Origin of the sequence: Candidatus Cardinium sp. cByotN1, from assembly GCF_022810525.1 — a bacterium.
GTDB lineage: Bacteria > Bacteroidota > Bacteroidia > Cytophagales > Amoebophilaceae > Cardinium.
In genome coordinates this window covers 1-12,908 of sequence record NZ_JAACGG010000147.1, presented here as the reverse complement: position 1 = coordinate 12,908, position 12,908 = coordinate 1, and the positions used below count along the sequence as shown (strand labels likewise).

Genomic DNA, 12,908 nt, shown 5'->3' with positions numbered 1-12,908 from the left:
CTTGCATTTTGCAGCCTGTGAAGGTAATGTAGAACACACTCAATTGCTATTGAGAATAAAAGAAATGAATGTCAATATTAAAAATTTGGATAATATTTCTAATTTTCGATAGCAGTTTTTGCATTTGGATTATTAGTCGATTAGCAATACGTATGAGACCATTTATGAAACACCTCTTTTTAAGGAAGATATTCAAAGTATTATTAATAAATTTTATGACTGGATAATCTACTTTAACAGAAGAGAAAAAGCTAAAGATCATGCACTACTACAACCTGATAAAATTACTTTAGAAAAGCTAATACGTAAGGTAGAGATTGCTTTATCCCAAGAAGTAGCTGCTCCACCTAGGCTGCTGGTAGAAACTATAGGCCTTTATCTAAACAAGAAAAAAACGAAAATACAGCATATGATTCCGCGAATTTCGCTAATTTGAAGTTGTTTACTGTATTAATTTGGTGAAAAATTTGATCTTCAAATTTAAAGCTCAACTTTTACCTCTAATCTCCCACGACGTTAGTAAGTAATTAACTGAATGACTCAGACCAATATAGAACTCAATGAGCAGTTTATTAAAGCACTTGACCTTATGGAGTCAGGCGAAAAGAATGTTTTTATTACTGGTAAAACAGGTACAGGGAAATCAACCTTATTAAAGCATTTTAGAGAAAATACCCAAAAGAAAATAGCCGTCCTTGCCCCTACAGGTACTGCTGCAGTAAATATCAAAGGTCAAACGCTTCATTCATTTTTTGGGTTAAAACCTGATGTAACCCTTGAAGCAATCAAAACCATTAAAGAAAATAAGCACAAAGAGAATATTTATAAAAAGCTAGATGCGATCATCATTGATGAAATTTCAATGGTTAGAGCTGATTTACTTGATTGTATCGATAAATTTCTTCGACTGAATGGTAAAAATGAAAATAAGCCATTTGGAGGCGTGCAAGTAATAATATGTATCGGTGATTTATATCAATTGCCGCCTGTAGTACCCAGTTAGGAGAAATGGAATACCTAAGCAAGCCTTACATCGGTGTAAAAGCCTTTTGCCTAAAACGAAAAGAATATAGAGTATTTAGAGTAGACAGAATATTGGAGATTAACTCATAAGAGGACTTTACTTAAGATGAATAAAAATATTATTAACCAAGCTTACCATCAACTACTAAATGATTTAAAAACCAGTGTAGCCACTGCTAAATATAAAGCTTCTCTTCATGTTAATAAAGCACTTGTGTCCCTTTATCATCATATAGGAAATCGTATCTTGCATGCACAAGTGCAAGAACGATGGGGCACTGGTGTTATTGGTCAACTCTCCAAAGATTTACGAGCTGCTTTTCCAGGTATGAAAGGGTTTAGCCCACAAAACCTCAAGTATATGCGGAAATTTGCTCAAGTATATGATCAAAATGAAATTGGTCAACAAGCTGTTGACCAAATACCCTGGGGCCATATTGTAGTCCTAATCTATTCTGGGCTCGATAAAACCCAACAAAAGTTTTACATAGAATATACTATTAAAAATGGCTGGTCAAGAAGTAGTTTATCTATACAAATAGAAACCAATTTGTATCAACGTCAGTCAGGTGCCATCACCAATTTTGATCAACAATTACCTCCCACACACGCCGCCTTAGCCCAGGCTACCCTAAAAAATCCTTATTTATTTGACTTTCTAAGTCTTGGGGATGAAGCTCATGAAAGAGAATTAGAAAAAGGACTCGTTGCACACATTGAAAAATTTCTACTTGAGTTAGGTGAAGGATTTGCCTTCTTAGGGCGTCAATATCATCTTCAAGTTGAAGAGCAAGATTTTTATATAGACCTATTATTTTACCATATTAAGCTTCGTTCTTTTATAGTTATAGAGTTGAAATCTGGAGATTTCAAGCCTGAATATGTAGGAAAAATGAATTTTTATCTTTCTGCTGTGGATGACTTATTACGCCACTCAAACGATAATCCTTCTATTGGGTTAATTTTATGCCGATCTAAGGTAGGCGTTTTAGCAGAATATACCTTACGTGATATAAATAAGCCGATAGGCCTTTCAACATACAGGCTTACTAAAAATTTGCCTGAAAAATTACAAACAGCGCTTCCAACCATTGAAGAATTGGAAGCAGAACTTGCTAAAGGTTTAGATCACATAGAAGATGATTGATCTCACATACCGCACTGAATATTTTTTATGAAAAATATTAAAAGCCCATTATTACAACAGATTTACATTCCAAGCTGCTTCCAAGAATGCTTAATGGATCCCGATAATTGTATCGGTCAATAGGTAGTGTTTATACCTGGTTTGTATATAGAAAATTTTGGCAAGAACTTTTTGCATATTTTTATATTGTTTTATATAATTGCGTTAGTGTAGCCTATCTATTTGATTTTAGATAGGTGCTAGAATAGCTATACAGATTCATAATTAAACTAGGATTATTTTAGAGAAGTAGCAGTTTTATAACCAATAAAATTATAATAACTATGATACTAAATAATAATTTACCCAGTTTTAGGTACAAAAATCAACCATCAGAACCAGGAAGAGAAGGTGATCTCATAGAGCGCATTTTTAATGACTTTTATTCTTTGCTACCAGATTTTTCTTCAAAAAGAAATAATGTAGTGCCAAGAATTGATGTCTCTGAAAGCAATTCTAATTATTACATAGAAGCAGAGCTTCCTGGTATTGAGTTAAAAGATATAGAAGTGCAAGTCAATGGGCATGTACTTTCTATTAGAGCAAAAAAAGAAGCAAATACAGAACAAAAAGACACAAACTATTATATACAAGAGAGATACACAGGGTCATTACAAAGATCTATTTCTTTACCAAATAGTGCTGATGTAGAGCAAATAAACGCAAAACTTCAAGATGGCATATTGCGTCTTACCATACCTAAAAAAGAGCGAGCCATAACTAAAAAGATAGAAATAGAAAGTGAATAAACCAGTTATTGCCCCTGCTCATACAGGGGCAATTTGGGATTTCATATATGAATCTAGGAAAAATTGCTTTGCAAAAGTTTTTGTTTGGCTACATAACAGCGCAAGCAAAGTCCATCTGCTTTCATTTTTTCAATCATACTCCATTATTGATTTAGCGCTGAGTTCTTTTAAACTCGTATCCATTATCCTCACTCGAAGACAATACAATACCCCCAGATGCCTTAGCACCTGATAATTATAATAACAACTTGCTACAAACTGCACTCTCTATATGGCTGGCTATGGTCTATTTCAAATGCAATAAAATTGTTATTATAGGTATTTACCACCAGTAAAGTAGCATCAGTAGTCTGGTCTTGCTGCGGCATACTACACATCTATGTAACAAATTGATTATTCTAGAGTGCGACAGTACCTATGCCCATTTGAGAGGATCTTAAAAAATTAGTTTTTCAAAAAAATAACCAAATTATGTATCTTAGTAGCGTATCTGACACACTAAACTTAACTGGAAACTGTAGAGTCTAATTTAATACCCAATTCTTTATCTTTTTTTTGTTGATCCAATGGCCCAAAATAATTATAAAATTCAGCCAGATACTCCTAAAAAAAGCGCCTCGTCCAATCAATTTATATTAGACCAACGTATAAGCATAACGATAGGCTTCTTGTTACAAGGTATTAGTATTTTTTTGGCATTGGCTTTCTTTTCCCATCTTACTTATGGTGCTAACGATCAGCATATTATTGAGTCTTTTGGCACGCTACGACTCAAAACATCTAGTATGGCCATTGGCAATTGGCTAGGTTTTGTGGGCGCTTTTGTAAGCTATTATTGTGTACATGTATGGTGGGGGATCACTGCTTTTATCTTTTTGCCTTTCCTATTTTTAATCGGCATAAAAATGGTTACAGAAAAAATTTGGCCTAATCTTTCTTTACTCAAAGCAGTGATGGTCTCCATTTTTCTCGTGTTATGGTCTAATATTTTATTAGGCTATTTATATACACTCTACCCAACCGCTACCTTATTAGTCAATTATGTGGGTGGTGTTGGCTATGAGCTTGGCAAGTTGTTTAAAGGCCTCTTAGGTTATGGTACTTTTATCCTGCTTTTGATTAGTTTAATTATTTTTTCCGTAATATGTTTTAACATAACCTCTTTACCGACTATTCATCTACTGGCACGCAAAAAAAAGCTAAAGGATGATCCATGGCTCCCTCAAGAAAATAATCAAGCAGCTGATGTATTTGACTCAGATAATGAATTACTATCTAGTAAAAAAAAAAATAATAATGCTATTATAGCAAACACACATGTCACTACAGATGCAGCTTATACGAGTGATCCAAAGGATTCTAAAATTGATTTTCAAAATAAAAGTAATATAGCCTTTGAAGTAGTTACCCCTGAACCTTGCCCTAAAAATTTGTTCAAAACAGCTCCATCTGCTCCACCCTCCACGATAGCTTTAAACCATATTAGAAGTGAAAACTACGACCCAACTCTAGACCTATCTACCTATAAATACCCAACTTTAGATCTATTAGAGCGGTACCAACAAGACCAACTATCTGTTACACAAGAAGAATTGGCTATCAATAAAAACAATATTGTCCAAACCTTACAGAACTTTAAGATTAATATTGCTAAAATAAAAGCCACTATTGGTCCTACCGTTACCCTCTATGAAATTGTACCCGAAGCAGGGGTAAAAATTTCTAAGATAAAAAACCTGGAAGATGACATTGCGCTTAACCTAGCTGCGCTAGGCATTCGGATTATTGCGCCCATACCAGGCAAAGGTACTATTGGTATTGAAGTACCCAATAAAAATAGGGAAGTAGTACCCTTGCAAGAGATGCTTGCCTCTGAAAAGTTTTTAAAAGGGAAAATGGATTTGCCTATTGTATTAGGTAAAAGTATCTCAAACGAGTTGTTCATTGCAGATTTAGGGCGCATGCCTCATCTCTTGATTGCAGGTGCTACCGGGCAAGGAAAATCTGTGGGGCTCAATGTGTTACTAACCTCTTTGATTTATAAAAAGCATCCTTCCCAACTCAAACTAGTATTGGTAGATCCTAAAAAAGTAGAGCTTTCTTTATATAATCGCTTAGAGCGCCACTTTCTAGCCAAATTGCCGATCAGTGAAGAACCTATTATTACAGAAACCAAAAAAGTAATCCATACCCTCAATTCTTTATGCATTGAAATGGACCACCGCTATGAGCTACTCAAAGAAGCAGGCACGCGTAATATTAAGGAATACAATGAAAAGTTTATAAAAAGAATTTTGAATCCTCAAGAAGGACACCGGTTTTTACCCTACATTGTATTGGTTATAGATGAATTTGCCGATATGATGATGACTGCAGGAAAAGAAATAGAAGTACCTATTGCACGACTGGCTCAGTTGGCACGCGCCATCGGTATCCATCTTGTCTTAGCTACACAAAGACCCTCTGTAAATGTTATTACAGGTATTATTAAGGCTAACTTTCCAGTAAGGATCTCTTATAAAGTAAGTTCACGTATTGACTCTAGAACCATTTTAGATGCCAGTGGTGCGGAACAATTAGTAGGCAATGGTGATATGCTACTTTCAATGAATTCTGATATCATTCGCTTACAAGCACCTTTTCTAGATACAGCAGAAGTAGAACGTGTTTGTAGCTATATTGGTGCACAGTCAGGCTATCCTTCTGCTTATATGTTACCTACTTATGATGAAGAAGACAAAGAGGATATGATGGCGGTAGACTTGCAAGCAACAGACCCTTTGTTTGAAGAAGCAGCCAGGCTAATTGTATTACACCAACAAGGCAGCACTTCTTTGATTCAACGAAAGTTGAAACTGGGCTACAACCGATCTGGAAGACTGATCGACCAACTGGAAGCAGCAGGTATCGTAGGTCCTTTTGAAGGCAGTAAAGCTAGGGAAGTTTTGGTAACAGATGAAGCTAGTTTAAATGAAATTTTATCTAGATTGCCACATAAAGACTAAAATCCTGCCTTTAACAAATTTGAATAGTGCACAAGCGGGCAGAAATGGTATAATATATCTTTTAAATGCTTTAGTATAGGTCCTTTTTCCTTATAATTGGGTAATGTGTTGTATGAATTGTTATTTATGCTAATTCCTAATCTTTCTTACTGTCTAATAGTCTTATTCAGGTCGCTATTATGGTTCTTTGTTTCAGTGCCTCCTATTTTTGCAGCAGTAGATGAAAAAGCACTTGAAGTGCTTGATAAAACTTCTGCCTATTACCAAGGACTAGAGAACTTTCGTGCTACCTATAAGCTAACTATTCAATATCCAGAAGAGGATATCATACGGCATGATACTATGCGCATCACTGCTCGAGGGCAGCAATATAGATTATCTTATGGTCAAAAAGAGACTATAACAGATGGGGAAACCGTGTGGGTATATGATAAAGAACTAAAAGAGGTTACCATTAGCGAATATGCTAAAACAGATTCTGATGTGAATTTTGCGGAACTATATAATCTCTATCAACGTGGGTATAGTGCTGTTTATATTGGAGAACGCCTGATAAATAAAAAAAAAGCTATTATACGAGATATAGTCCAGTTAACCCCTGTTGATGAGGATAACAGTTTGAAAAGTATTACACTTGAAATCGATCGTAATACATCACAAATTCATGGATGGGAAGTAGTACAAAACGAAGAAACAAGGTATATTTGTAAAGTTTCTAACTTTGTAGTTAACCTGCCTTTGCCAGACACCTATTTTACGTTTGATGTAGCTGCACATGGAGAGTTAGAAATAATAGATCTACGAGAAAGTGAAGCAGAAGGTAAAGAAGCAGGTGATCTAGATGAAGAGAATGATTCAGATAATGAATGATTCTATTGCCAACAGCATAGAGGTTTCGAAAAAAGTTTAATGCTATATAATTTACCATTTATGGAACTTATTCAACAACATTTAGATGAAGCTGAGCGCAGCATGGATAAAGCTTATGGCCATGCACAAGATGCTTTTGCCAAAATTAATGCTGGACGGGCACTACCTACTATGTTAAACCATTTGACAGTGGCCTATTATGGCAATCCAACACCACTCCATCAAGTGGCTTCGATTAGCACAGCTGATGCACGTACTTTGACCATTCAACCATGGGAGCAAGCTACGATTCCTCATATAGAAAAAGCGATTGCAGAAAGTCAGCTTGGATTTTCTACTAGAAACGACGGGCGTATGATTCTAGTTACCCTGCCTCCTCCTTCCGAGGAAAGACGTAAGAGCTTAGTAAAACTCATTAAAAATGAGGCGGAAAAAAGTAGGGTAGTGATTCGCAATCTCCGACGTGACTACAAAGAAATACTAAAAGCTACGCAAAAAGATGGCCTACCAGAAGATGCCATAAAAAGGGCAGAGAAAAAGTTACAAGATCTCACAGATGGCTATATTGATAAAATCAACCATCTCCTGACCCTAAAGGAGGCAGATGTGATGGCTGTATAAAGGCATCTATTTACTTTAACCAAAATAAAAGCACATGCTCACAATAGCAGATTTACATGTAACTATAGGCGATAAAGAAGTACTAAGCGGTGTAAACCTCGAAGTTAATGCAGGTCAGGTGCATGCTATTATGGGTCCCAATGGTGCAGGTAAAAGTAGCTTAGCATCGGTTTTAGCTGGTAAACCGGGTTATGAAGTTACAAAAGGAAATATCTTACTACATGGCCAGGATCTATTGCCATTGGCCCCAGAAGCAAGAGCGGCACTTGGTCTTTTTTTAGCTTTTCAATATCCTGTGGAAATTCCAGGTGTAACCACTACTAATTTTTTAAAAACAGCAATCAATCAAATAAGAAAACAAAAAGGCCTATCTCCTTTAGATGCTGTTTCATTTCTGGAAATTTTAAAAGAGAAGCGCAAGCTGCTTCATATGGATCAATCCTTGGTACAGCGTTCCCTCAATGAAGGCTTTTCCGGAGGGGAAAAAAAAAGAAATGAAATGTTACAAATGGCTTTACTTGATCCTTCTTTGGCTATTTTAGATGAGACTGATTCTGGTTTGGATATTGATGCGTTAACCATTGTCGCACAAGCTATCAATCAATTGCGCTCTCCTACTAATGCGATAATAGTCATTACCCATTACCAAAGGCTATTGGATCATGTGGTGCCAGATGTGGTACATATCTTTTATGAGGGGAAAATTATCCAATCTGGTGGGGCTATGCTTGCCAAACGGTTAGAAAAAGAAGGGTATGGCTGGATTACACAAACCACCTCATCTAATCACCTATGATCGCATTTAGAAATTGGTTGCAAAAAGCCTTTAAAACTTTTTCTGCCACTGATCCTTTCTATACAGAACGGCTAATTGCATTTAAAAAGCTTGATGATCCCACTTTTATAGCTAGCCAAAAAGAAAATTATAGAAACCTTCGGGAAATGCTTGCCTTATGCACCGATCAGCCTTACGATGTTCCTATACCTAGTCATCCTTTGCTACCGATAGCTGTTAGTAGTTATGGTGAGGCTACTCAGGCAACGACTTTAACTTTTATAGATGGTATCTATGCTTCCTCTGACCATCTGCATCCAGGTATTCAGCTGCAACGACTAGCAGATCTGCCACCGCTCAAACAGCAAGCCATATGGAGTAGCTGTGTAGCTGATATCGACTCAACAAATGATCTTTTTCTACTGTTGAACACGATGTTAGCTCAAGAAATCTACCTGCTAGAGCTAGCAACAGCTACTCAAGTAACCATTATCTTACAACATATTGTAACCCATACGGCCCCTCATATAGTACCCCAACTGATCCTGAAAATAGGCCAAGGCAGCCAAGTAACCCTAATAGAAAATTGGCATAACGTAGCCGGCAGCCTGCAGCCTTTTGTAAACCATTTTACCTATGTTTTTTTAGAAGAAAGAGCCCATCTGGCTTACCATACGCTCTATCCCGACCAGCCATGCCAAAGCAGTCTATTAGCCCATCAAGTCAATAATCTCCATTGTCATCAAAAGGCGCATAGCCACTTTACCCATCATAGCTTTGCTTTTGGAGCTACTAGGTTGCGTATCCATCTTAACGTTCAAATAAAGGGCCTGCATGCCCATACAGGCCTATATGGTCTATCTACCCTTGGTGCAAAGGAGCAAATAGCCCACCAGATCCAAGTGATCCACAGTGCGCCCCATAGCCTTAGTAAACAACATTACAAATCCATTTTGGGTGGTGCCTCAACCAGCAGCTTTAGTGGTAAAATTTACCTTACACCGGATGCACAACAAACTAATGGCTATCAAACTAACAATGTCCTGCTGCTATCTGATGAGGCGTACCATTACACCAAACCACAATTGGAAATTTATGCAGATGATGTCAAATGTTCCCATGGTGCAACCGCGGGACAGCTGGATGAAACCCAATTATTCTACTTGCAAACACGTGGCATAGCCGCTCCCTTAGCCAAAAGATTATTATTGGAAGCTTTCGGTAGCGAAATAATTCATTCCCTTTCTTTACCATCTTTACAAGATTATTTACGCGATCAGCTCATAGCAAAGCTTGTAAAATTGTAGTATCTTCGGTCTATTAACCTAGTCAACTGCTACTAATGTTTTCTCAGCGTCCTTTAGATATAGGCCAGGTTAGGTCTCTTTTTCCTATTCTCAATCAGCAAGTTTATAATAAGCCTCTGGTCTATTTTGACAATGCTGCTACGGTCCATAAGCCCCTTTCGGTTATAGATCGTGCCCGCCATTTCTATGAGCAAGATAATGCCAATATTCATCGTGGCGTTCATGCCTTAGCGGCTCGTTCTACAGCCTCCTTAGAGGCAACGCGTCTGGCCGTACAAAAATTTATAGATGCTCCCCAGGTAGAAGATATCGTTTTTACTTCTGGTACTACAGAGGGGATTAATTTAATTGCTGCTACTTATGGCAGGATGGTAGTCAGGGAAGGAGATGAAGTAATCATTTCTGAAATGGAGCATCATGCCAATCTTATTCCTTGGCAACTACTTTGTAAGCAGCAAAAAGCTGTTTTAAAATACATACCTGTAGATGATAAAGGGCAATTAGATCTAGCCCATTTCCCCCTTACCAGACGGACTAAGATCGTTGCATTGACTTATGTATCGAATACATTGGGAAGCATTAACCCAATTAAAACCATTATAGCGCAAGCACATGCAAAAGGCGCAATTGTAGTGATCGATGGGGCACAGGCAGTAGCCCATTTGCCTATTAGCGTTACCGATTTAGATTGTGACTTTTTTGTCTTTTCTGCCCATAAAATGTATGGTTTAACGGGGGTAGGTATTTTATATGGTAAAAAAAAGTGGCTAGAAGCGATGCCTCCTTATCAAACCGGTGGTGGAATGGTTCAACAAGTTAGCTTAACAGAGGTTCTCTATCAGGATCCACCTTATAAGTTTGAGGCAGGGACCCCTCCATTGGCTGCTATTATCTCTTTTGCAGAAGCACTCAAATTTATCTTAAGTGTAGGTTATGCCAAGCTAGCTGCTCATGAAGAACACTTGCTCCTCTATGCATTAGCGGGCTTAGCCCGCATACCAGAAGTACAATTAGTGGGTACCGCTGCCCACAAGGTACCCATTATTGCCTTTAACTTAACCCATATGCATCATTTAGATGTGGGGCTATTATTAGACGCCAAAGGTATTGCCCTCCGCACAGGCCATTGTTGTACCCAGCCCCTGATGAACAGATTGGGTATAGAAGGAGTAGTACGTATTTCTTTTGCAGTTTATAATACCATTGAAGAAATAGATCTATTTTTAGAGGCATTGCAAGAGATTATTGATAAAGGAAAGCGTTAGTATGGTAAAATTAGCTTATAAAACTATGGAACAACACCAAAATGAGATTATCGATGCCTGCGCTACCTTGTCTGGTGATCGAGTCGCCATGCTCGACTATTTCATTGATTTAGGCAATACATTAGCCCCCATAGATCCTTTATATAAAACGGATGCCTACTTGGTTCAAGGCTGTATGTCTAAAGTATGGCTGGCCGATACTTGTATAGAAGAACGGCTCTTTTTTCAAGCCGACAGCAATACGGCCATTACAAAAGGATTAATTAGCCTGTTATTAAAAATATGTTCTGGCCAATCCTTGCAAGCTATTGTAGAAGCCAAGCTCTATTTCATAGAAGCCATTGGGATTAGTTCGTTAATTGGCTTTCAGCGCGCTAGTGGATTGGCACATATGGTTAAAGCCCTTAAGATAAGGGCACTATCTAGACTTAGTGTAAGCAAATAATGGCTGATTTTAGCCTAGTTTAAGTATCCTATCGCATGAAAAACTATACTAAAAAGTTAGGCGTAGAGCCATCCAATCTAGCTAGCTCTGACACGCTTGCGGTAAATGCAAAATATCCCCCACATGCCTTAGATCTAGAAGAAGGTGTTTTGGGCGCATTGATGTTAGAAAAAGAAGCGCTGGTCAGTGTTATTGATCTCTTAAAACCTGAAAGTTTCTATAAAGAAGCCCATCAAGAAATCTATCGGGCCATTGTACGCTTGTTTAATGACTCAGAACCGATAGATATGCTAACGGTAGTTAATCAGTTACGTAAAGATGGCAAATTAGCTGCAGTAGGCGGCAGCTATTATGTCAGTTATCTAACGACTCGTATCAGTTCTTCGGCCAATATTGAATTTCATGCCAGAGCGATTCTAGAATATGCCATGCGCAGAAAGTTAATAGAGATCTCCACTATGGTTCAAAAACATGCCTATGATCCTACTATGGACGTTTTCAATACCTTAGATCGTACCGAACAGGCACTATTTGAAGTTTCAGATGGAAACATTCGCAAGAGTTATCTAGAAATGCGTTCTCTATTGGTAGAGGCTTTTGATAGTTTATCGAACCGTCGTACACGTGCCAATGGCCTTACTGGTATTCCTAGTGGTTTTACTGCTTTAGACCGGATTACCTCTGGTTGGCAAAAATTTGATTTGATTATTATTGCTGCCAGGCCTGGTATGGGAAAAACCGCTTTTGTACTCTCTGCTTTACGCAATGCAGCCATAGATTATAAGACCCCAGTAGCGATTTTTTCCTTAGAAATGGGTGCGTTGCAGTTAGTCAATCGGCTGATTTCAGCTGAAGCAGAACTAGCAGGTGAAAAAATCAAGCAAGGTAAATTGATGGACCATGAGTGGGAACAACTGCTTCATAAGACGGCTGCCCTCTCGAATGCTCCGATTTATGTAGACGATACCCCAGCACTCTCTGTCTTTGAATTACGAACCAAATGCAGAAGATTAAAAGCCAAACATGATATTCAACTGGTGGTTATTGACTACTTGCAACTGATGTCAGGCGATGCTAATAGAGGAGGAAGTAATCGTGAACAAGAGATTGCATCCATTTCACGTGCCCTTAAAAGCATTGCCAAAGAGTTGGACATTGCGGTAGTGGCACTCTCTCAGTTAAGCAGAGCGGTAGAAACACGTGGCGGCAGCAAACGGCCCCAGTTATCTGATTTACGGGAATCTGGTTCTATTGAACAAGATGCAGATCTAGTTTTATTTCTATATAGACCAGAATATTATGGCTTAACAGAAGATGAATCAGGTAATCCCACACAGGGGCTAGCAGAGGTTATTGTAGCTAAGCATCGAAATGGTGCATTAGATCAAGTTCATTTGCAATTTATGGGACGCTATATGAAATTTATGGATGGCCATATTCCTGCCGCTACTGGGCAACCGGAACAGTTTGTGATCCATTCTAGCAAAGCTAATAGCTTAGATCATTCATTGGAGCTGTTTTAAGCAGTAAAAAGGTACGGAAACTAACCCTTATCACTGAAAAAACAGAAGTAGCCGGATGTGCCGGCCTCAAACAAACCTGTTTTTTTTATTTCAACTGTAAGAGCCACTTTCTGGGTTTTTGTTCACCACTATGGCTTAT

12 protein-coding genes are annotated in these 12,908 nt (G+C 38.0%); all 12 read left to right on the top strand.

Annotated features, from left to right (window positions below; genetic code table 11):
• The first annotated feature begins 535 nt into the window (after window positions 1-535).
• The 12 genes from MUW73_RS04090 (at window position 536) to dnaB (ending at window position 12,769) form a co-directional block, all read left to right on the top strand.
• Window positions 536-1,003, top strand: coding sequence for an AAA family ATPase (locus tag MUW73_RS04090; RefSeq protein ID WP_243018460.1), 468 nt, complete (start codon window positions 536-538; stop codon window positions 1,001-1,003).
• Between the two features lie 5 nt (window positions 1,004-1,008).
• Window positions 1,009-1,113: a WYL domain-containing protein gene (locus MUW73_RS04705; RefSeq protein WP_445083566.1), complete on the top strand. Its 105-nt coding sequence runs from the start codon at window positions 1,009-1,011 to the stop codon at window positions 1,111-1,113.
• A 16-nt stretch (window positions 1,114-1,129) separates the two neighbouring features.
• The gene (locus MUW73_RS04085; RefSeq protein ID WP_243018458.1) at window positions 1,130-2,170 is read left to right on the top strand and encodes a PDDEXK nuclease domain-containing protein; all 1,041 of its coding nucleotides are present in this window, start codon (window positions 1,130-1,132) and stop codon (window positions 2,168-2,170) included.
• Between the two features lie 323 nt (window positions 2,171-2,493).
• A complete protein-coding gene (locus MUW73_RS04080; protein WP_243018456.1) occupies window positions 2,494-2,958 on the top strand; it encodes an Hsp20/alpha crystallin family protein in 465 nt (154 codons plus the stop codon).
• Between the two features lie 566 nt (window positions 2,959-3,524).
• Entirely contained in the window at window positions 3,525-5,963 is a 2,439-nt protein-coding gene (locus MUW73_RS04075; protein WP_243018455.1) for an FtsK/SpoIIIE family DNA translocase, read from the top strand.
• A gap of 126 nt (window positions 5,964-6,089) precedes the next feature.
• Window positions 6,090-6,833 carry a LolA family protein gene (locus MUW73_RS04070; RefSeq protein WP_243018454.1) on the top strand — a complete coding sequence of 248 codons (744 nt, stop codon included), beginning with the start codon at window positions 6,090-6,092 and terminating at the stop codon, window positions 6,831-6,833.
• Window positions 6,834-6,872: 39 nt separating this feature from the next.
• Window positions 6,873-7,454 (top strand): ribosome recycling factor, encoded by a 582-nt coding sequence (frr, locus tag MUW73_RS04065; protein ID WP_306668682.1) that lies wholly within the window; start codon window positions 6,873-6,875, stop codon window positions 7,452-7,454.
• Between the two features lie 34 nt (window positions 7,455-7,488).
• Window positions 7,489-8,250, top strand: a complete 762-nt coding sequence (sufC, locus tag MUW73_RS04060; RefSeq protein ID WP_243018452.1) for a Fe-S cluster assembly ATPase SufC — start codon at window positions 7,489-7,491, stop codon at window positions 8,248-8,250.
• Window positions 8,247-9,536, top strand: coding sequence for a SufB/SufD family protein (locus tag MUW73_RS04055; protein WP_243018450.1), 1,290 nt, complete (start codon window positions 8,247-8,249; stop codon window positions 9,534-9,536). Before sufC ends, MUW73_RS04055 begins: the two co-directional genes overlap by 4 nt.
• Before the next feature lie 35 nt (window positions 9,537-9,571).
• Entirely contained in the window at window positions 9,572-10,801 is a 1,230-nt protein-coding gene (locus tag MUW73_RS04050) for an aminotransferase class V-fold PLP-dependent enzyme (RefSeq protein ID WP_243018448.1), read from the top strand.
• A 25-nt stretch (window positions 10,802-10,826) separates the two neighbouring features.
• On the top strand, window positions 10,827-11,246 hold the full coding sequence (locus tag MUW73_RS04045) for a SufE family protein (RefSeq protein ID WP_243018447.1): 420 nt from the start codon (window positions 10,827-10,829) through the stop codon (window positions 11,244-11,246).
• A 35-nt stretch (window positions 11,247-11,281) separates the two neighbouring features.
• Entirely contained in the window at window positions 11,282-12,769 is a 1,488-nt protein-coding gene (dnaB, locus tag MUW73_RS04040; RefSeq protein WP_243018446.1) for a replicative DNA helicase, read from the top strand.
• Window positions 12,770-12,908: the final 139 nt, after the last annotated feature.

What these genes read in the sequence shown, in the direction of transcription:
- MUW73_RS04090 (WP_243018460.1), top strand. Translation starts at nt 536, where the DNA reads ATGACTCAGACCAATATAGAACTCAATGAGCAGTTTATTAAAGCACTT.
- MUW73_RS04705 (WP_445083566.1), top strand. Translation starts at nt 1,009, where the DNA reads ATGGAATACCTAAGCAAGCCTTACATCGGTGTAAAAGCCTTTTGCCTA.
- MUW73_RS04085 (WP_243018458.1), top strand. Translation starts at nt 1,130, where the DNA reads ATGAATAAAAATATTATTAACCAAGCTTACCATCAACTACTAAATGAT.
- MUW73_RS04080 (WP_243018456.1), top strand. Translation starts at nt 2,494, where the DNA reads ATGATACTAAATAATAATTTACCCAGTTTTAGGTACAAAAATCAACCA.
- MUW73_RS04075 (WP_243018455.1), top strand. Translation starts at nt 3,525, where the DNA reads ATGGCCCAAAATAATTATAAAATTCAGCCAGATACTCCTAAAAAAAGC.
- MUW73_RS04070 (WP_243018454.1), top strand. Translation starts at nt 6,090, where the DNA reads ATGCTAATTCCTAATCTTTCTTACTGTCTAATAGTCTTATTCAGGTCG.
- frr (WP_306668682.1), top strand. Translation starts at nt 6,873, where the DNA reads ATGCTATATAATTTACCATTTATGGAACTTATTCAACAACATTTAGAT.
- sufC (WP_243018452.1), top strand. Translation starts at nt 7,489, where the DNA reads ATGCTCACAATAGCAGATTTACATGTAACTATAGGCGATAAAGAAGTA.
- MUW73_RS04055 (WP_243018450.1), top strand. Translation starts at nt 8,247, where the DNA reads ATGATCGCATTTAGAAATTGGTTGCAAAAAGCCTTTAAAACTTTTTCT.
- MUW73_RS04050 (WP_243018448.1), top strand. Translation starts at nt 9,572, where the DNA reads ATGTTTTCTCAGCGTCCTTTAGATATAGGCCAGGTTAGGTCTCTTTTT.
- MUW73_RS04045 (WP_243018447.1), top strand. Translation starts at nt 10,827, where the DNA reads ATGGAACAACACCAAAATGAGATTATCGATGCCTGCGCTACCTTGTCT.
- dnaB (WP_243018446.1), top strand. Translation starts at nt 11,282, where the DNA reads ATGAAAAACTATACTAAAAAGTTAGGCGTAGAGCCATCCAATCTAGCT.